This window comes from Fructilactobacillus sp. X1R3C1 (genome assembly GCF_059901545.1).
Genome location: NZ_JBWXUT010000002.1, coordinates 126,040 through 145,335, shown reverse-complemented (window position 1 = coordinate 145,335; position 19,296 = coordinate 126,040). Strand labels below are relative to the sequence as shown.

Here is a 19,296-nt window from a genome sequence, read left to right as displayed (position 1 = left end):
GCCCGTCAACGAGTCTGAACAAGAAATATGATAAAATGTTAACAAAGTAGGAGGTAATATTATGGCAACTAATTTTAATGCATTTATCATTTCTGATTCAAGTGGTGCCACGGCAACTTCGATCGCCCGAACCGCTGCTTCTCAATTTCCAGAAGCAAACGCTAATTTTAAACGATACCCATTTACTCAAACGCAATCCATGTTGGATGGAATACTCAAACTTGCTAAAAAACAGGACGCCATCATTTTTCACACTTTAGTTGATCCGAGCCTGAGTAAAATGGTATCTCAATTTGCACTAGAAAATAACCTTTATAGTTTTGACTGCATTCAAAAACCCATTCAAATCATTTCTAAGAAACTTCATGAATCTGCCGCAGAGGTACCTGGCCTAGTCCATAACTTAAATGAAGACTACTTCAAACGGATCTCAGCAATCGAATTTGCGGTAGCTAATGATGACGGAAAACGACCTAATGACCTCAAAAAAGCTGATATCGTTCTTTTAGGAATATCAAGAACATCTAAAACGCCATTATCGCTATACCTTGCCAATCAAAACTTCTTGGTAGCAAACGTCCCAATCGGTCCTACCATCCAATTACCAGAAGAGGTTTATCAGATCGACCACAATAAAATATTTGGTTTAACCAATTCAGTTACCAATCTAAAAAAGATTCGGCAGGAAAGAATGATTGCTTATGGGTTAGACCCAAACACTCCATACTCGGACTCAAATCAAATAAAAAAAGAGCTTGACTATGCCAAGCAACTTTATCGAAAACTAAATTGTCTTCAAATTAACGTGTATAACAAGTCAATTGAAGAAACGGCCACCATCATAACTCAAAGTCTTAATATTAACGAACAAGATCATTAATCTTTTTAGCTTGATAATCTTCTTTAATATCCTCAATCATATCAGAATTAAACTTTTGTTCTTTTAACATTTTAATTTCATATTGATGAGGATCAATTTTAACATCTCCAATCTTAACAACCGGCGTCTCTAAAATCTTAGGAACTTGATCAAACTTGGGATACCGGGCTACATAATTTAAAGCATCAAATCCAATGGTCCCGAAACCAATGTTAGTATGACGGTCTTTATGGGATCCCATTGGATTTTTAGAATCGTTTAAATGAATCACTTTGATTCGATTAATACCAATAACTTGATCGAACTCTTCCATAACCCCATCAAAATCATTTTTAATGTCATAACCAGCGTCGCTAGTATGACAGGTATCAAAGGTAACCGATAACTTATCATTCAAATTAACACCGTCAATAATCTCAGCAAGTTGTTCAAAAGTCGACCCGATTTCAGTCCCTTTTCCTGCCATTGTTTCAAGTGCAATTTGAATCTTTTGTTCTGGGGTGATTACTTCATTTAACCCTTTAATGATCTGCTTAATTCCCGCTTCAACGCCAGCACCAACATGTGCACCGGGATGCAAAACAATTTGATCAGCTCCCATTGCTTCAGATCGATCAATCTCTTGTTTAAGAAAATCAACCGCAAAGTGGAAACTTTGTGGCTTTTTTGTGTTACCTAAGTTAATGATGTAAGGTGCATGAACTACCACCTCACGTAAATCATGATCAGCCATGTAGTCGTGTGCTTGATCAATTTTAAGATTTGCAATCGGGGTCCTTTTTGAGCTCTGAGGAGCACCAGTGTATAACATAAAGACATTCTCACCATCGCGTTCGGCTTCTTTTGCGGATCCTAACATCATCTCTGGCTTTTTCATTGCAACATGTGAACCAATCAAAAATTCATCATTACTCATGTTTATCCCCCATTACTTTAACAACTTGATTAGAAGCATCTCCATGCTCCCAACTACAAAACTTACCATAAAATTTCTTCATTTTCTGATGATACCCAGCAAACTTACCATTTTCATTAAAATTAGACAACTCTTCATAAAAAGAATTTTGATTTTGAACAATTGGACCAGGAGCATCGCTTAGAAAATCAAAATAAAATCCACGTAGTTCATCCTTATAATGCTTTAAGTCGTAAGTATAAAACAACATTGGCCGTTTTAGATTGGCATAATCAAACATTACTGAAGAATAGTCAGTAATGAGTAAATCTGAAATTAAGTATAACTCATTAATATCACGATCAGCTTCAATGTAAACTCGCTTTTCATACCCAGAAATATCAATTTGGTCCTTGACTAAGTAATGCGGACGAATAATTAAAACAGTGTCACTAGATACATACTTAAAGAAACCCTTTAAAGAAAACGGTAACTCAAAGTTATAACTGCCCTTCTTTTGATAATCATCATCACGCCAAGTTGGTGCATACAAAATAACTTTAGAAGTCGAGTCACCAATAATTTTTTCTTTTAATTTTTTAATCTCACCTGAAGTATTTTTATGATATAAGACATCGTTTCTGGGATAACCAATTCGTAACGGAATATTTCTAAAATCAAAGGCGTGATCAAAGATTCGTTCTGAATACTGATTAGGCATAATTAAATAGTCCCACCGCTTGGCTTCTTTGACAAAATCATCATGGTATTGATTAGTGGAAATACCTGGAATCGCAACGTGTTTGATATCAATTCCTAATTTTTTTAACGGGGTTCCATGCCATGTTTGGATATAGGTGGTCCGCTTATTCTTTTTCCACCACTTCGGAAATCGGGAATTAAAAACCCAAAAGTCTGCCCTAGCAATGTGCCAAACCCACCTTGGAAAAAAACGCCGTAAAATCTTTATGTTGGGATACTTTTCGTGTAATTGTTTGTATTTGGAAGCTTTGACACCAAAATAGGCTTTTTTAGCATCATGAGGATGTTGCTTCACCCACGCAAGGTAAATGGCGGCTGGATTATCGTTTATATCCCTACCATTAAAACTTTCAAACATTACTTCATTTTTTTTAGTTGGTAAACAAATAAACCCATCGTTTAAAACGATGAGCCCAGTGCGAATAGTCAACTTAATCCCATTAATTAACTTGTTTTTAATTTGTTTTCCATTCATGTTATTTTTACCTATACTAAATCAACAAAATGCGATCTAAATTTAAAGTGAAGATGAGATCCAATTAAAAAGAAAAATAACGTCATCAACCAAAAAATCACGGTTAACAGTGGCTTCTCCCAAAACCAGCTACTCGATAACATTGAATCCCGGAATCCTTGAACAATATAAAAAAACGGATTCAACTCCAAAATTCTGATTAAAAATGGTGGGAATGACGCAGACGATTCAAAGTTAAATAGAACTCCTGAAATGTAGAACAGCATTCTCATAAACGATTGCAACATGACATGATAATCTCGCACCAAAACGGTAATGGTCGAATTAAAAATGCCAAAGGCAATTAACCAAGCAATCATGGCAATAAAGTAATAAATCCACTGGAACCAGAACAAACTCGGCCGAACTCCATAAAGATAACCAATTACAATTGAAAACGCCAACATTGTCCAAAAAGAACTCAAGTTACTGACTAACTTAATCGAAGGTAAGATGCTAATTGGAAACTTCATCTTTGAAACTAACCCAGCTCGTTGGTAAATACTCTTAGAGGCGTCTAACGTAACTCGGTTCATAAAAAACCAAGGAGTAATCCCAATGACCATCCATGGGAGATAACTGCCGTTGTGTCCGGTACTACCCTTTAACCCCACACCAAAGACTAACCAGTAAATTGCAATTTGAATCAGCGGATAAAGATACTCCCAGACTAAGCCCAAATAATGACTTTGATACGTAGCCTTATCTTCATACTTTGAAATTCGAAAAATAATGCCCAAATTTTCAAATTGTTCCTTAAGTAAGGCCCAAACTTCCTTCAAGCTCAGCACTCTCCCTTTTCTGTTTATCTAATTATTTTGTAAAACATACTTTTTAATAACACGTTCGGTTGCATACCCATCATTATAAGTGTTCCAGTGTTTATTAAAATTAGTAAAATCAATTTTTTGATTATCCACAATGGCTTTATTCAACTGATCAACCTTAGTGATTGGTTTAGATGGTAACCACTGTAAGAAATCCTTTTGAATTCCTGGGTCTTTTTCGTATTGTTCTAAATCAAACATAAAGAAAATCATTGATCGCGCTTGTGGCAATAAGCTAAAATCAAAGGCAACTGAAGAATAGTCCGTTACGAGTGTGTCACAAACTGAAAGTAAATCAGACGTTGAAAGTTGATTATAAAAACGAATATTTCCGTTTGAAAACTTTCTAATACGTGCTTCCTGATCCCTGAGTAAGGGATGAAGTTTAACCACTGTAATCGCATTTGGATCGGCGGTCAATGCTTCGCCAATACTTTTTGGAGGTTCAAACTCTAAGCCATCCCGATATGTTGGAGCATACAAAATGACCCTTTTACCCTTTAATTCTGGAGCAACCTGATAAACACGATGTCTGGCAACTCTTCTCCAGCGTTCCTTAAACAATCGATCCGAACGTGGATAGCCTAAATATTTCATTTTACTAGGAACTTCATGATAACTGCGTTCAAAGATCTTTCCCATCGCTTTTGAAGCTACCACAAAGTCATCAAAATGATTGTATACACTTTGAAATCTAAGTCTATCGAAAAACGATCTTTTCTTGGTCGTGGGATCTTCCCATCCAAAACATTTAATGGCACCATCAGCATGCCACAATTGAACAATTCTCATCTTACTCTTTGGTCGTACTAAACCAGCCAAAAATGGGAAGTAATTATCACAGAACAAAACTCGAGCTGACATTAATTGAGGAACGGTAAATAACGCAAATTTAGCGTTTTCATTAAAGGGAATCGTCTTGATTCCAAATGCACTCAAATCAGTTGCTGCAGCTTCAATTTCGGGTTCGTATAATACGACTAATTCTTGTCCAATGGGCGTGTTAGTGGCAATCTGTTTAATCAACCTAAGGTTATTATCGAAACTCATAACATAATATATATTTTTCTTTGGTCGAAAATAAAAAATTGCAGAAACTATTTTAATTAACCATGTATACATGACTTTCACTTAAACCACCATTTTCAATAATTACAATGAGACATTATATCATAAAGAAAAAACCGGGACACTCTAACTTAATAAGCTATTTTCGCTTCTTTTCATAGAAATTCCCTAGTACCTTATCAACATCCACAACCACTCCAAATGAATCTGGATCAGATTCATTTAAAGCCGCTTCAAATTCGGTCATTTCATATCGTGAAATTGAGGTGAACAAAACCGACTTTTTTTTATGGTTATAGGCTCCCTCAGCATTATGAATAATCGTAATACCTCTCCTAAGGTGATTTTGAATACTATCAACCACCGTCTTAGGACGATCAGTAACTACCATTACTTGCACGATTTGTTGCCTTGTATATGCCAGATCCATCGCTTTCGCGTTAACTAGGACTCCAATTGCTGAATAAAAGGCATAGGGCCAACCATAAAAGAATCCCGCTGATAAGATGATAAAAGTATTGAATATCAGATTAATTGTCCCAATTGATTTACCGGTTTTACGTTGGATAACAATTCCTAAGATATCTAACCCACCAGTAGAAATCCCATTTTTAAGCGACAGACCCACTCCAAATCCGTTAATGGCACCACCAAAGATAGCACAAATCAATGGATCCGTTGTCAGAGTCAGTGGCCGTAATATTTTGATCATAACACTGGCAACCACAACGGAAACGAACGTAAACATGGTAAACTGATGACCAATTTGTTTCCAAGACAAAATAAACATTGGAATGTTCAGTAAGAAAAGTCCCAAAGCAGCTGAAATTGTAAATGGAAAATACCGTTCTGTAAGAGTATCCAATAGCTGTGCAAAACCGGTAACTCCTGAAGAATAAATGTGTCCGGGAGTCCAAAAGAAATTCATCGCAATTGAAACCATGATTCCGTACACGAAGGCGGTCGAGAACTTAGATATGTACTGATGTCGCTTTAAAATTTTTTGTACGTCGTCCATTTAAGTAGCCCCTGATCATTTAGAAATTCATAACTAGTATACCATTCCAAAATTTAAAAAAAATAAAAAGTTGTGGGGTTACCACAACTTTTAGCTAATATTTAATTATCCTTTTTATCGACTGAAATGCCTAATTCATCTAACTGTTTGTCAGAAACAGGTGTAGGAGCACCAGTCAATGGTTCAACTGCCTTTGAATTCTTAGGGAAGGCAATTACATCTCGAATATTACCACGATGTGCTAATAACCTAGCAAAACGATCTAATCCAATTGCCAAACCACCATGTGGTGGAAAACCATAATCTAATGCTCTAAGGAAATACCCAAATTGATTCTCCGCACTTTCCTTAGTAAATCCGAGGGCTTTAAACATCTTTTCTTGAAGATCACGTGTATGAATACGAATTGATCCTCCACCAAGCTCCAGTCCATTCAGAATAATATCATAACTTTGAGCATGCGCTTTGTGGGGATCTTCTCCATCATTTAGGTAATGTTCGTCACCTACATTTGGCATCGTAAATGGATGGTGAGCAGCAACCCAACGCCCAGCACCCTCATCATATTCAAATAGTGGCCAATCAACAATCCAAAGGAAATTATACTTGTCTTCTGGAATCATATTTAACTCATTGGCAATGGCAACCCGGAGGTATCCTAAAGTATCAGCCACTACCTTACTCCGATCAGCAGCAAATAATAACAAGTCACCGTCTTTTGCCCCAGTGGCTTTTTTAATTTTACTTACCATTTCTGGATCTTTAAAGAATTTAGCGATTGGGCCAGAGAATCCATCATCAGTGACTTTCATCCATGCAAGTCCCTTAGCGCCAAAACGCTTTACGTATTCACCGTACTTATCAATATCTTTTCTTGAAAATTTTGCTGCACCACCAGGAATAGCAATGGCTTTAACCTGACCACCATCTTTAATTGCTGAATCAAATACCTTAAAGTCGGACCCAGTAACTACGTCCGAAAGATCCTTTAATTCCATCCCAAAGCGAGTATCCGGTTGATCTGTACCAAATCGGTCCATTGATTCCTGCCAAGTAATCCTCTCAAAGGGCAAATTAACATCAACGTCAACCGTATCTTTCATGACTTTTTTAATTAATCCTTCTGTGATTTCCTGAATTTCTTCAGCAGAAAGAAATGAAGTCTCCATATCAATCTGGGTAAATTCTGGTTGACGATCACCCCGTAAGTCTTCATCTCTGAAGCACCGTGCAATTTGATAATAGCGATCAAATCCAGCTCCCATCAGTAACTGTTTAAACTGCTGCGGAGACTGAGGTAATGCATAAAATGATCCCGGATATACTCTTGATGGGACTAGGTAGTCTCTTGCTCCCTCTGGAGTTGAAACCGTTAGATCTGGGGTTTCAATATCGATAAATCCATTTTCGTCAAAATACTTGTGAGTAGACTGTAAGATCCGATTCCGGATCAATAATCCCTTTTGCATCACTGGACGTCTAAGATCAAGATAACGATACTTTAATCTTAAGTCATCAGACGCATTGATATCATTTTTGATTTCAAATGGGGTTTGCTTGGAGGTGCTTAAAACCTTAGCGTCAGAAACATCAACTTCAACTTTTCCGGTATGGATATCCGGATTAATTTCTTTTTCTGCTCTAGCAACCACTCTTCCTTTAATCTGGATAACATACTCATTTTTAACTGATTCGGCTACTTTAAAGGCTTCTTTGCCATTTTTTTCATTAAAAACCAACTGAACGATCCCAGCACGATCACGTAAGTCAATAAAAATAAGACTTCCCAAGTTACGCTTTTTAGCAACCCATCCATCTAAGACTACTTCTTGATCTAAATAATTCTCGTTAACGTTTCCAGCATACGTTGTTCGCTTCATGTACTAATCTTCCTCTCATTTAGTTGAGTCAAAAGCATAAAAAAAGCGCACCATGTAATCACAAGGGCGCAATTAGCACGGTACCACCTTTTTTAGTTTCTTTTGTTTATTCATTTTACCTCGATGCGTCTTTACCATTTATAGGACACGCCCTCTCAGCACTTGGACGTTCTCTTCAGACCACTAAACGGTTACTATTCATCGTCAACAGTATTTTAAATCACTTTAAGACTAATAAAACCCACATAAATTGTCAAGATTCTAGTGAGTATTTTTATTATATGCTTAAACAAAAAGACAAAAAGTTATACTATTATGAGTAATCGTATCATTAATGAGGTCGAAAAGATGAATATAAATTTATACATAAAAAATAAACGCGGTTTTTACACTACTTTGATAATTGTGGGCGTAACCTTGATTATCCTTTTAGTTATGTTAATAAAAAATAATGTCAGTATTGGCTTTAATAACCTGGACATAAAATCCGGTCCAGGGATTGAATATCGTACGGTCAAAACCATTAACCGAGGAACTAGACTTCAAATTCTAAGTGAAAAAGACAACTGGTACAGAGTTGTATATCAAAATCAAAAGATTGGTTGGGTACCTACTTGGTTAGTCAATAATCGTAAGCTTAATAAAGCCACTAAACTATCAGAAACAACCATCGTCTTAGACCCTGGTCATGGAGGAAGTGACTCGGGTGCACTATCAACCAGCGGGCAAAAAGAAAAAAACTACACCCTTAAACTAGCCCAACAAGTCGCAAATAAGCTGCGTAATCGTGGTGCGCATGTTATCATGACAAGGGATTCAGATAAGACGGTTAGCCTATACAAACGACCCGATTTTTCAACTGATAATCATGCCAACCTCTTCGTGAGTTTCCATTTTGATTCATCCAGTACCGATAACACCGCAAGTGGATTTACCAGCTACTACTATCATTCAGGAAAATCAAAACAACTGGCATCTGACATCAATTCCAATATGGATGATGTTCCCCTTAATAATCGTGGTGTCCAAGTTGGTAACTATTTAGTGATTAGGGATGTCTCAATCCCATCGGTTTTACTCGAAATGGGATACATTAATAATGACCATGACTTTAGTAAGATTAAAAATGCTAGTTACCAAAATCTCGTTGCAAATGATGTAACCAATGGAATCAATAATTATGTAAACAAGACTTATTAGAAGGGAGTTTACTATGAAAAAATTAAATCAAGATTGGATTACTCAATTACCATTAAAGAACGTTGAATCGTTAACTCCGGTTTCAGGCGGAGACATCAATGACTCGTACCAAGTTAAAACTCCAGATAAAACTTACTTTATGAAGGTCCAGCCTAATCGTGGAAAAGTATTCTTTGATCATGAAGTTGAAGGAATTCACTTGTTATCGAAAGCGGCCAACGTACCAACGGTAGTAGCATCTGGTGAAATTGATGGTGACGGCTTTTTAATCCTAGACTGGATTGACGTTGGTTCTGGAAACCAATACGATCTTGGCAAAATGGTCGCAAACGTTCATAAAATTCATAACGATCAGTTTGGATTAGACCAAAACTTTGATGCTGGAAAAATACCAAAAAATAACACCTGGCAAGACACTTGGCAAAAATTCTACGTCGAACAACGAATTGATCCGTTGGTAAAAATAGCAAAAGAAAAAGGCCGCTGGAATGATTCCAGAGACCAACATTATCAAGTTATGAGACAACAAATTATTGACTACTACACAAAACATCCCAGTACCCCAAGCCTGCTCCACGGAGACCTCTGGTCTGGAAATGCTATTTTTACAGCTAATCATGAGCCGATGTTAATTGATCCAGACGTTTATTTCGGCGACCGTGAATACGACCTTGGTGTAACAACCGTCTTTGGTGGATTTAACCGCGATTTCTACCGCGGTTACAATGACACCTATCCAATTGAACCGGGTTTTGAAAACCGGGCCGGTTGGTACCGCTTCTATTACTCACTAATGCACGTTGTATTATTTGGGGAGACATTTGGACCCTTATTAGACGGCGTGCTAAGCTCATTTAATTAAACTTAACATATCGTTAAAATCATGAACTACGTAATCTGGGTCTCCTGATTCAGCAATTACGTAGTCAGGATCGAAAAGGATGGTTTTAATTCCTGCATTATGACCTGCATCAACATCCAAACGTCGATCACCAATCATAAAAGTATCAGATCGATCTAAATTCATCTTTTCAATTAAATAATTCAAAGACCCCGGATCAGGTTTCCTTTTAAAAGACTGTTTGCTGGTAACAAAACCAGTAAACAGTCTTTTTAAGTCAAAATGATCAAGTAGAATTAATGCTTGGTCATCTCTATGAGTTAAAAGTCCGTTCTTTCCATCCGTTTTTAAAACTTTTAACAAAACAGATTGAACCCCTTTAAATGGCTTTGCTAACATAACTTCATCAACTTCAAACTTTTTATAGTCTTTTAGAAATTGATCTCGATTAAGATTAAATTCAGCGCAATATTTGGTCTCAGCCGAGCCCAATGAATGAACTCGCATATCTTCGTAGATTGACTCAGGATCAAAGTTAACATCACTCACTCCATTCTCAGCTAACGCCTTACAAAACGAAGTCACCATGTACGGGTAAGTATTAAAAAGTGTCCCATCAAAATCCCAAACTGCATTTGTCATGTTAAATCTTTCCTTTTTTCTGATAATTCAAAATAAATGTGGCAGGACCATGGTTCTCTAAATCAACGTTCATATCGGCACCAAACACGCCAGTTTCAACTTTCAATCCGATCTCTCCGAGTGCGTCATTAAACTTTTCGTAAATGAGTTTAGCGTGCTCAGGATTACCAGCTCCAGTGAAAGTTGGACGATTTCCCTTTTTGGTGTCAGCAAGCAATGTAAATTGCGAAACAGAAAGAATTGAGCCGTTAACTTGCTGGATGTTTAAATTCATCTTGCCATTCTCATCTTCAAAAATCCTTAGATGAGCAACCTTATGAACAAGATGATCAATTTCATCTTGTCCATCGGAATCTGTAACCCCAACTAAGATCATATATCCGTTGCCGATTTTCCCGTTTATTTTACCATCAATACTTACGCTTGCATGGTTAACTCGTTGAATCACTAATTTCAATCTTTTTCATCCTTCCGTTCGTTTAACCTCATAAACATCAGGAACAGCACTCACACTATCAATAATGCGATTTAGCTGTTGAATATTTCTTACGCCCACAGAGACCCGGATAGAAACAAGGTCCTCGTGAATGACCTTTCCTTCAACTGAATTCAAATTCTTAGTAGCAGAATTAACTCGTTTTAAGATATCGTTTAAAAGACCACTTCGGTTGTACCCTTGAATCTCTAAATCACTACTATAAGTAATGACATTATTATCAGTCTTACGCCAACTAAGATTAATAATTCGATTATTACCATTCTTTGCTTGAATTAAGTTAGGACAATTACTTCTATGAACTGAGATACCATTTCCCATGGTGATGTATCCTTCAATTTCGTCTCCTGGAACCGGATCACAACAACGACTGATATGAACTAATAGATTGTCAACGCCTTCAATCTTGATGTTATCTTCTGGTTTCTTTCCTTGTTCTGCGTCCTCACTCTCATGTGAGATGGTTTTATGACCTTCTAATACATCACGTTCGGCATCTTTTTGTCGTTTCTTCTCAATTTCATCTTTTTCTGGTTCTAGTAAACGATTAACAACTCCGTTAGGTTGAATATCACCAAACCCAATGGCTGCATATAAATTATTGATACTTGTATAATGCATTTCATTGATAACACGGGATAAATTATCATCAGTTAAAATGGTAGCCGGATCAAATCCAGAATCGACAATTTCTTTTTCAAGTATTTCTTTTCCAGAATTAATGTCATCATCATGACTACTCCGTTTGAAAAATTGCTTAATCTTATGCTTAGCACGACGCGTTTTAACCATGCCCATCCAGTTCTTGCCAGGGCCGTCGGAACTACTGGAAGTGATAATATCAACAATATCACCATTTTTAATTTCATAATCTAGGGGAACTAATTTACCATTAACTCGTGCCCCTGTGGTTGAATTACCAACATCCGTATGAATTGAGTAAGCCATATCAATCGGAATTGACCCCTTGGGTAATTCAATAACATCACCTGATGGAGTAAAGGCATAAACTCGGTCGCTAAATAAATCCCCTTGGACACTATCCATGAAATCAGAGGCGTCCTCTGACTCCTCTTGAATTTCAATGATCTTTTTAAAAAGATTGAGTTGAACATTGTTTTTATTACTTTTAACTTCGTCCTTTTGCCCTTCTTTATAAGCCCAGTGAGCAGCAACACCATACTCAGCAATTCGATGCATTTCCTCAGTTCGAATTTGAATTTCAAGTGGTTTGCCTTCAGGCCCAACAACTGTAGTATGCAACGATTGATACATATTAGGCTTGGGCATTGCAATGTAATCCTTAAACCGATCTGGAAACGGTTTCCATTCAGTATGGATTGCACCTAAAACTGCATAACAATCCTTTACCGATTTCACAATCACCCGAACAGCTAGTAAATCATAGATTTCTTTAAAATCTTTATGTTTATCATGCATCTTACGATAAATGGAGTAGATATGTTTAGGTCTTCCATATACCTCTCCTTCGATTCCCAGCCCCTTAATCGCTTGTTGAACTTTTTTTACGGCATTATCAACGTATGCCACTCGCTCATTCCGCTTGGAATTCATCAAATCAACAATTTGATAATAATCATCAGGCTTTAAGTACCGCAAAGAAAGATCTTCTAATTCCCACTTAATCGTTCCAATTCCTAGCCGATCAGCTAAGGGGGCATAGATATCTAAAGTTTCTTGAGCAATTCGCTTTTGCTTATCTGGGCGAAGAGCATCTAACGTTTCCATGTTATGCAATCGATCCGCTAATTTAACAATCATTACTCGAATATCTTTGCACATTGCTAGTAATAGTTTCCGGTGATTTTCAGCAAGTTGTTCTTTACTCGATTTATACTTAATCTTACTAAGCTTTGAAACTCCATCAACGATTAATGAAACGTGTTTACCAAAAAGTTCAGTAACATCTTCAATCGTTGCACCGGTGTCTTCAACCACATCATGAAGAAAACCAGCCGTGATCGTTTCTGCATCCATATGAAGATCAGTTAAAATGCCTGCCACCTCAACAGGATGATTAATATAAGGCTGCCCAGAAGCACGTTCTTGCCCCTCATGAGCAATTTTGGCAAATTTATATGCTTTTTTTATCATTTGAACATCACTATCATCAAGATACTCAGAAGCATCACGAAAGATTTCTTGTGGTGTCCATTCTTTAATTTTCGACATTATATCCTACTCACCTTGTTTTAATTCTAATATAGTTGAAACGGCTGATAAAAAATATAAAGGTGCTGATTCAGTTCGCAAAATCCTCGGCCCCAATCCGACGGGCACAAAACCATCTTGCTTTAATTGTTCGATTTCTTTAAGTGAAATTCCACCTTCAGGTCCAAAAAAAGCGGTCAAGCTTTTGCCAGGCTTCATTTCCGACACACATTCATACAATTTACTGTTTTCACCCTGTTTAGCCGATTCCTCATAGGCCACAACTTTTTGATCACTACTAAGTTTTTTTACCTTAGTGATTGAATCGGTGTACTTCACCATTGGAATAATATTTCGGTGAGATTGTTCGGCAGCACTTTGAGCAATTTTTTGAAGTCTCTTAATCTTCTTCGGTGCCTTATCCCCCCATTTAGCAATTGACCACTCAGTAGGCACAAAAATAATCTCACTGACCCCCATTTCGGTTGCCTTTTGCGTGATGAGGTCGGCTTTGCTCGCCTTCGGGATTCCACAAATAATCGTTACTTTAACCGGAAGTTCAGTATTTTGACTAGTTACATCAACAATCTTAATTGTTGAAGCCGTTTCATCAACTAATTCCCCAATATAAATAATATTTTGACTAGAAACAAACTCCGCCTTGGTTCCAGCTTTTGCTCTCATAACCCCAACAAAATGATGTGTCACATCGTTTGGAAGTTTAACAATTTGACCCACTTTTAGTGGCTTATCTAAAAAGTAGTGTTGCAATTAATTAACCTCACTATCTTTCTTTGCAATTACTGATCGCCAATCATCCATACTTAAAACTTGATCAACCTTAAAATGATGTTTTTTTAGCGCGTCAATCACTAGCTCTAATTTATCGGCAATAATACCGGAAGTAATGAACACGCCACCTTCATTTAAACATTGTTCTGCTTGCGGGATTAACGGAATGATAATCTCAGCTAAAATATTAGCTACCACAATATCTGCTTTTTCATCGATTCCATTTAACAAATTATTAACACTAACGTTGATTCCCTTCATCCCAGAATTTAATTCAATGTTTTTTTCAGCTGATTTAACGGCCACCTTATCGACATCATAAGCATTTATATTGCCAGCACCAAGTTTCCTCGCTGCAATACATAGCACTCCAGATCCAGTTCCAACGTCAAACACTCTTTCGTTTCCTCTAATAACAATCTCAAGTGCTTGCATGGCAAGTTTAGTAGTAGGATGGGTGCCGGTTCCAAATGCCATTCCAGGGTCTAATTTTACCATCAACTCGTCAGAGCTTTTGACATCATAGTCTTCCCAACTTGGGACAACGGTTAAAAATCGTGTCACCCGTTCTGGATGATAATACTTTTCCCAAGATGTCGCCCAATCCTCATCTTTTACATCATGAACATTTATCACATTTTTACCAGGATTCAAACCGAACCGCGTTAAATCAGCAACTTTTTCATGAATCTTTTTTACGGTCGCATCTACCTCAATATCATCCTGAAAATAAGCACTTACTTTAGCGTTAACTAGATCGTTATCAGCTTTAGAATCTCCCAATTCATACTGATCCCAATTAGATTCTCGTTTTAAAACCTCATAATCATTTCTATCATTAATCTGAACCCCATTTGCTCCAAGATCCATTAAAATATTAGCGACCGCATCAACTGCTTCGTGACTGGTTTCAACTGAAATCTCGACTAAGTTCATTGTTATCCCTCATTCTTTTTATAAAAAAAGCACCCGTTAATTGGATGCATTATTTTTATTGTCCTCAATTTTTTTAAGCTTCTGCTCGTGTTGTTTCAAATGACCAGCCAAATATTTAAGTAATCCTCGTTCTGTCTTAAAAATCCGAGGATGCTTTTGTTTATGCAATCGAAGATCAATTTCCTTAATTCTTTGTCGCCCTGTCCATCCATGGCCATAACGAATAATGAGCCGATTATTTAAATTATCTTTACCGAAGCGAAATACATAGACGTTATCTGGAGTAATTAACGGTCTGATATATGTTTTTTTGTAATGATATCCTTGATCGCGCAAAAATCTTTTAGTTTGATCTAACATATTCATCCTCCTCTCATATTTTTAATAAAACTCGTTCTTAAAACCTTTAGTCTATATCATAATGGAGATATATTTAATTGGCAAGCATCTAACTTCCAGCAAACAAAAAGACGTGTATCGCCACGTCTTAATATAAACATTCAAACTATAAACTAAACAATTTGACAGAATTCAATTTTTTCGTGGTTAGGCCCATAAATGTTAAAGAAACGGATTCCCTTATCCCAGAATGGACGAGTATCAATTTCATCTTCCTGAACATCTAAGCCCATTTTCTTAGCTTCTTTAAACGCTGCGTCAGCATCAGTAGTGTTTAATGAGATATGGTTAATAGCGCCATCTTTATCAGCAACTGGATCGCCCTCCCATGTCTCAATCATTAAATTGCCATACTTCATAAAAGCACAACGATTTCCTTGATACATGAATTGACCAGCTTTATCAAAACCTAACTTCTTATAAAAATCAATCGTTTCATCTAAATCTTTTGCTGGAATACCAACATGTTGGATGCCGGTAAAGTAATTACTAAGTGCCATAATAATTCTCCTTATGATATATTTTTCACCATATGTGAAATCTCTAACAACTACATTGTAAGACATTAATGATAAATAATAAAGCCATCATCCTAGTTTATTTTATTAATTTAGCACTCACAATTTCATTCCATTTAAGAATTTGGTCTCCCACAATTACTAAGTTCTTATAATACCCTTTCATCCTACCGATAATTTGTTCCACTTTTAGTTCGTTTTTGTCATAATAAGCATACTGTAGTTCCACTCTCAGTCGACTGACAAACGATTTTTGCAGAATTTCATCAATTTTTGAGTGATCCATCTGATCATCTAATTTTCTGGTTTGCTCATTATCCTTTTCTTTCTTTATTTGATTTAGTTTACTGGTATGATCTGATAAAAAATAACCCTGCCATTTTTTAATCCCACGATCATGATAATCAAACTTAAAAAAATCATGTACAGCTTCTTCGTTCATAACGTTCTCCTAACTTTAAGTTAATCTTGAATTTTCTTCTGTGAATCAGGCCAAACCATGTCATCAAAATTACGATAATAAATGGTTAACAGGTTATATTCAGTTACATAGTTAACTACCTTTTCTAAAAGTTCCAAGTCGTAATCAGAAATAACATAGATTGGTTGCGATCGCTCCTGTTGATACTTCTTCTTAGAACTCAAAAACCAATCGTACTCTTTATCAAAAGTGTTATTAACAATCATCATCCAGTAGCGGGTCTTAGGAATTCGCAAAAATAGATGATTAATATGGGATAAAACTTGATTCCCAATAAAAATCACATCATTACTCATAAGAATTGCCTCCATTGTGTCCGCCAACCAAATTAGATCTTGAAATTGCGGTAGCACCGACACACAAACTATTGGCATTTAATAAAGCCGTGTTACCAAACCGTTTTCGAATTTGATCACCGGTTTTATTTAACACATTTTGCTTAATCATATTTTGATTATCCTTAAATAGGTTTAATTGTTCTCCAACCTTATTTGAGAGATGACTGTAGTCAACTCCAATATTTCGCACAACTTCACCGTGCCAGTTTCTTTCAAACAATTCAATTAAATAACGACCAAGGTCATGATCATCATCTGTTGGTTCAACTTTCATTGACTGAGAAAAACCATTGCTACCAATAAGCTGTTTTATTGAAAAAGAAAAGCCAACCCATAACGTCACACATCCGGCTTGCAGTCCATGATTACGAATTCGTGAAGCAACCTGACTCGCAATTTCTCTAATAACAACTTCAATCTCATCCCGCTTAACGTAATCACGTGGAAGTACCTGAGAATTACTGTAACTTTTTTCTTTAGTATGCAGGGGTTGTCTCAAGTTACTTCGATCAATTCCCCATGCAGTGGCAAATAGCTGTAATCCAATGACTCCCATTTTTTCTTTCAACAGATACGGGTTAGCATGCGCCAATTCATACATATTATTAATATGAAGTCGTTTTAGATGGACTTTGGTTCTTTTTCCAATTCCCCAAACATCCGTTAGTCTATTGATATTCCAAATCTTATCAGGAACATCTTCGTAATGAATCTCACCAATCAGGTCGTAATCATGCTTTGCATAAACGTCTAACGCTAGCTTAGCTTGAATGGGATTGTCACCAATCCCAACCGTTGTATACAGTCCTAAACGGCTTCTGACCTCCTCTTGAATTTTAAGGGCCACTTCCCTCAAACTACTACCAAACAATCTCCAAGTATGAGTCATATCCAATAATGACTCGTCAATTGAGTATGGCAAAATGTCATGTTCATCAGTAAATTCAGCAAAAATATCATTAATTTGTAGATTCTTTTTAATGTATAAGTTCATTCGTGGAGGAACAATCAACAACCTTTCATCATCAGGAAGATCACGCTGACGACTAACGTTGCTAATCCCAAATAACTTTTTTGCCATAGGAGAAGCGGCCAGTATTAATCCGCCATTTGTATTAGCTTGTTCCGACATAACCACCAAAATCGAACGAAGTGGATTAAGTCCACGTTTAACACTCTCACAACTTGCATAAAAAGACTTATTATCAATGAAAAAGTAAACACCATGAGGTTCATCATCATAATTCAAAATATCACCTACCCGAACATCTGTTCGTATTAAATACTACTATCTTTCATTTGCTTTGTAAATATAATTTTTTGCTTTTATTTTTTATGATATTCTAATTATATTAAGTAGAAACGGAGCATAATAACCATGCATCGAATCAAGAAATCAATAATGTTAACTGGTTGTACTTTATTACTGTTCACTACTCCGGCAGTAATTCTGTCTGCTTCAAAATCTAGTAGATCAGAATTAATTTCCCAGAAAAAAGCACTCATTGAACAGAATCAACAACTATCAAAACAGATCAATCATACGGAAAATGATCTAAACAGTAGATATGTATCGATTAACCCAGTTTCAAATGTCAAAACAGTCGACTCCGATGCCTTAAAAACAAGACCTACACCAAAGCATCAAAATCAAAGTAATAGCAATGACATCAATACTTCAAACGCTCAGCGAATCGTTGGAAATAAAAATTCACACATTTATCATGTCCCTGGCCAAACGGGTTATAACATGAACAGCCAAAACGTCATCTACTTTAATTCGGAGGCAGACGCACAAGCAGCTGGATATCGGAGGGCTAAACGATGAAAAAGTTCCTGCTATTTCCAATCATAATATTATCCTTATTACTTGCTGGATGTTCACAACAAACCAATTCAAACGAACACAAAAGCCTTCATGATAATGAAAATACCCAGCAACTTGAAAAAAGCATTAATCAACTTCAAGGGCAACTTGACACTAAAAAATCAAAGCTTAAAAAACTTCAATACCAATTGAAACATGCACCAGATTTAAAATTAAGTGATTTAAATTACGACGGAAATCAAGAAGTAGAAGTTGATCACAATAATCCTAATTTTTCTACTGAAGAATTGCATAATAAACGCCCCTGGTTACGATTTAGTAACCTTGATCATCTTAACCGAGCCACCGATGCTAACGGTATGTTAAACGTTAAAACAATGCCCACTAAGAAACGTGAACCACTTACCTTTAATCCCACTGGATGGCACAATAAACACACCAACAGTGGTTGGTTATATAACCGAAGTCATCTGATTGGTTACCAACTATGTGGTGAAAACAATAATCCCAAAAACTTAATAACTGGGACAAGAACGTTAAATTCCCCATTAATGCTTTATCATGAGGATGATATTGCTACTTATCTAAAAGAAAATCCAAATAACTACGTTAGATATCAGGTCACTCCGATTTATCGAAATAATGAATTACTTAGTCGTGGTGTCCAAATGAGAGCCCAATCAGTCGGAAGTAATCAAATTCACTTTAACGTGTACATTTTTAACGTCGAGCCAGGATACAATATTAATTATCAAACTGGATACAGTACCAAATCATAAAAAAGGACAGTGACCATCTAGTCACTGTCC

Annotated in this window: 20 protein-coding genes and 1 pseudogene; 5 read left to right on the top strand and 16 right to left on the bottom strand. The window is 36.5% G+C overall.

What is annotated here, in order from left to right; all coding sequences use genetic code 11:
• The first annotated feature begins 61 nt into the window (after positions 1-61).
• On the top strand, positions 62-880 hold the full coding sequence (locus AC6UD8_RS02945) for a pyruvate, water dikinase regulatory protein (protein WP_500696648.1): 819 nt from the start codon (positions 62-64) through the stop codon (positions 878-880).
• On the opposite strand, the gene AC6UD8_RS02940 is transcribed toward AC6UD8_RS02945, so the two are convergent.
• The 6 genes from AC6UD8_RS02940 to aspS all read right to left on the bottom strand — a co-directional run bounded on the left by AC6UD8_RS02940 (position 861) and on the right by aspS (position 7,844).
• The gene (locus tag AC6UD8_RS02940; RefSeq protein ID WP_500699451.1) at positions 861-1,796 is read right to left on the bottom strand and encodes a deoxyribonuclease IV; all 936 of its coding nucleotides are present in this window, start codon (positions 1,794-1,796) and stop codon (positions 861-863) included. The two genes, AC6UD8_RS02945 and AC6UD8_RS02940, sit on opposite strands and share 20 nt — an antisense overlap.
• Positions 1,789-3,012 carry a CDP-glycerol glycerophosphotransferase family protein gene (locus AC6UD8_RS02935; protein ID WP_500695604.1) on the bottom strand — a complete coding sequence of 408 codons (1,224 nt, stop codon included), beginning with the start codon at positions 3,010-3,012 and terminating at the stop codon, positions 1,789-1,791. The genes AC6UD8_RS02940 and AC6UD8_RS02935 overlap by 8 nt, the downstream gene beginning before the upstream one ends.
• An 11-nt stretch (positions 3,013-3,023) precedes the next feature.
• Positions 3,024-3,833 carry an ABC transporter permease gene (locus AC6UD8_RS02930; RefSeq protein ID WP_500693811.1) on the bottom strand — a complete coding sequence of 270 codons (810 nt, stop codon included), beginning with the start codon at positions 3,831-3,833 and terminating at the stop codon, positions 3,024-3,026.
• A gap of 27 nt (positions 3,834-3,860) precedes the next feature.
• The gene (locus tag AC6UD8_RS02925) at positions 3,861-4,928 is read right to left on the bottom strand and encodes a CDP-glycerol glycerophosphotransferase family protein (protein ID WP_500695603.1); all 1,068 of its coding nucleotides are present in this window, start codon (positions 4,926-4,928) and stop codon (positions 3,861-3,863) included.
• Positions 4,929-5,085: 157 nt separating this feature from the next.
• Positions 5,086-5,964: a YitT family protein gene (locus AC6UD8_RS02920; RefSeq protein WP_500693813.1), complete on the bottom strand. Its 879-nt coding sequence runs from the start codon at positions 5,962-5,964 to the stop codon at positions 5,086-5,088.
• A gap of 101 nt (positions 5,965-6,065) precedes the next feature.
• Complete coding sequence (aspS, locus tag AC6UD8_RS02915) at positions 6,066-7,844, bottom strand: aspartate--tRNA ligase (protein ID WP_500699450.1); 1,779 nt, start codon at positions 7,842-7,844, stop codon at positions 6,066-6,068.
• Between the two features lie 348 nt (positions 7,845-8,192).
• Here aspS and AC6UD8_RS02910 point away from each other — a divergent pair, with 348 nt between their 5' ends.
• Both AC6UD8_RS02910 and AC6UD8_RS02905 read left to right on the top strand, forming a co-directional pair.
• Entirely contained in the window at positions 8,193-9,044 is an 852-nt protein-coding gene (locus AC6UD8_RS02910) for an N-acetylmuramoyl-L-alanine amidase family protein (RefSeq protein WP_500696642.1), read from the top strand.
• A 13-nt stretch (positions 9,045-9,057) separates the two neighbouring features.
• Positions 9,058-9,906 carry a fructosamine kinase family protein gene (locus tag AC6UD8_RS02905; protein WP_500699449.1) on the top strand — a complete coding sequence of 283 codons (849 nt, stop codon included), beginning with the start codon at positions 9,058-9,060 and terminating at the stop codon, positions 9,904-9,906.
• Here the strand turns inward: AC6UD8_RS02905 and AC6UD8_RS02900 are convergent.
• The 10 genes from AC6UD8_RS02900 to AC6UD8_RS02855 form a co-directional block, all read right to left on the bottom strand.
• Entirely contained in the window at positions 9,895-10,527 is a 633-nt protein-coding gene (locus AC6UD8_RS02900) for an HAD-IA family hydrolase (RefSeq protein WP_500699448.1), read from the bottom strand. The genes AC6UD8_RS02905 and AC6UD8_RS02900 overlap by 12 nt on opposite strands.
• Position 10,528: 1 nt before the next feature.
• The gene (gene dtd, locus AC6UD8_RS02895; protein ID WP_500699447.1) at positions 10,529-10,984 is read right to left on the bottom strand and encodes a D-aminoacyl-tRNA deacylase; all 456 of its coding nucleotides are present in this window, start codon (positions 10,982-10,984) and stop codon (positions 10,529-10,531) included.
• Positions 10,985-10,990: 6 nt separating this feature from the next.
• Complete coding sequence (locus AC6UD8_RS02890; RefSeq protein WP_500699446.1) at positions 10,991-13,216, bottom strand: RelA/SpoT family protein; 2,226 nt, start codon at positions 13,214-13,216, stop codon at positions 10,991-10,993.
• Positions 13,217-13,222: 6 nt separating this feature from the next.
• Entirely contained in the window at positions 13,223-13,966 is a 744-nt protein-coding gene (locus AC6UD8_RS02885; RefSeq protein WP_500699445.1) for an RsmE family RNA methyltransferase, read from the bottom strand.
• Entirely contained in the window at positions 13,967-14,923 is a 957-nt protein-coding gene (gene prmA / locus AC6UD8_RS02880) for a 50S ribosomal protein L11 methyltransferase (RefSeq protein WP_500699444.1), read from the bottom strand.
• A 36-nt stretch (positions 14,924-14,959) separates the two neighbouring features.
• The gene (locus tag AC6UD8_RS02875; RefSeq protein WP_500695594.1) at positions 14,960-15,283 is read right to left on the bottom strand and encodes a hypothetical protein; all 324 of its coding nucleotides are present in this window, start codon (positions 15,281-15,283) and stop codon (positions 14,960-14,962) included.
• Positions 15,284-15,435: 152 nt separating this feature from the next.
• A complete protein-coding gene (locus AC6UD8_RS02870) occupies positions 15,436-15,822 on the bottom strand; it encodes a VOC family protein (protein WP_500693823.1) in 387 nt (128 codons plus the stop codon).
• Positions 15,823-15,919: 97 nt separating this feature from the next.
• Positions 15,920-16,282: a hypothetical protein gene (locus tag AC6UD8_RS02865; protein WP_500693824.1), complete on the bottom strand. Its 363-nt coding sequence runs from the start codon at positions 16,280-16,282 to the stop codon at positions 15,920-15,922.
• Between the two features lie 20 nt (positions 16,283-16,302).
• A complete protein-coding gene (locus AC6UD8_RS02860; RefSeq protein WP_500693825.1) occupies positions 16,303-16,617 on the bottom strand; it encodes an acetyl-CoA carboxylase in 315 nt (104 codons plus the stop codon).
• A complete protein-coding gene (locus AC6UD8_RS02855) occupies positions 16,610-17,908 on the bottom strand; it encodes a Y-family DNA polymerase (protein ID WP_500699443.1) in 1,299 nt (432 codons plus the stop codon). The genes AC6UD8_RS02860 and AC6UD8_RS02855 overlap by 8 nt, the downstream gene beginning before the upstream one ends.
• Before the next feature lie 444 nt (positions 17,909-18,352).
• Here AC6UD8_RS02855 and AC6UD8_RS02850 point away from each other — a divergent pair.
• Positions 18,353-18,487 (top strand): annotated as a pseudogene (locus AC6UD8_RS02850) (sunset domain-containing protein); the annotation flags it as partial.
• Positions 18,484-19,266: a DNA/RNA non-specific endonuclease gene (locus AC6UD8_RS02845; RefSeq protein ID WP_500699442.1), complete on the top strand. Its 783-nt coding sequence runs from the start codon at positions 18,484-18,486 to the stop codon at positions 19,264-19,266. The pseudogene AC6UD8_RS02850 and the gene AC6UD8_RS02845, both read left to right, overlap by 4 nt.
• Positions 19,267-19,296 lie beyond the last annotated feature (30 nt).

Bases quoted from the DNA above. Each gene is read 5' to 3' on its own strand.
- AC6UD8_RS02900 (WP_500699448.1), bottom strand. From the start codon at position 10,527: ATGACAAATGCAGTTTGGGATTTTGATGGGACACTTTTTAATACTTAC.
- AC6UD8_RS02925 (WP_500695603.1), bottom strand. From the start codon at position 4,928: ATGAGTTTCGATAATAACCTTAGGTTGATTAAACAGATTGCCACTAAC.
- AC6UD8_RS02865 (WP_500693824.1), bottom strand. From the start codon at position 16,282: ATGAACGAAGAAGCTGTACATGATTTTTTTAAGTTTGATTATCATGAT.
- AC6UD8_RS02910 (WP_500696642.1), top strand. From the start codon at position 8,193: ATGAATATAAATTTATACATAAAAAATAAACGCGGTTTTTACACTACT.
- AC6UD8_RS02920 (WP_500693813.1), bottom strand. From the start codon at position 5,964: ATGGACGACGTACAAAAAATTTTAAAGCGACATCAGTACATATCTAAG.
- AC6UD8_RS02860 (WP_500693825.1), bottom strand. From the start codon at position 16,617: ATGAGTAATGATGTGATTTTTATTGGGAATCAAGTTTTATCCCATATT.
- aspS (WP_500699450.1), bottom strand. From the start codon at position 7,844: ATGAAGCGAACAACGTATGCTGGAAACGTTAACGAGAATTATTTAGAT.
- AC6UD8_RS02945 (WP_500696648.1), top strand. From the start codon at position 62: ATGGCAACTAATTTTAATGCATTTATCATTTCTGATTCAAGTGGTGCC.
- AC6UD8_RS02845 (WP_500699442.1), top strand. From the start codon at position 18,484: ATGAAAAAGTTCCTGCTATTTCCAATCATAATATTATCCTTATTACTT.
- AC6UD8_RS02890 (WP_500699446.1), bottom strand. From the start codon at position 13,216: ATGTCGAAAATTAAAGAATGGACACCACAAGAAATCTTTCGTGATGCT.
- AC6UD8_RS02940 (WP_500699451.1), bottom strand. From the start codon at position 1,796: ATGAGTAATGATGAATTTTTGATTGGTTCACATGTTGCAATGAAAAAG.
- AC6UD8_RS02905 (WP_500699449.1), top strand. From the start codon at position 9,058: ATGAAAAAATTAAATCAAGATTGGATTACTCAATTACCATTAAAGAAC.
- AC6UD8_RS02870 (WP_500693823.1), bottom strand. From the start codon at position 15,822: ATGGCACTTAGTAATTACTTTACCGGCATCCAACATGTTGGTATTCCA.
- AC6UD8_RS02875 (WP_500695594.1), bottom strand. From the start codon at position 15,283: ATGTTAGATCAAACTAAAAGATTTTTGCGCGATCAAGGATATCATTAC.
- prmA (WP_500699444.1), bottom strand. From the start codon at position 14,923: ATGAACTTAGTCGAGATTTCAGTTGAAACCAGTCACGAAGCAGTTGAT.
- AC6UD8_RS02935 (WP_500695604.1), bottom strand. From the start codon at position 3,012: ATGAATGGAAAACAAATTAAAAACAAGTTAATTAATGGGATTAAGTTG.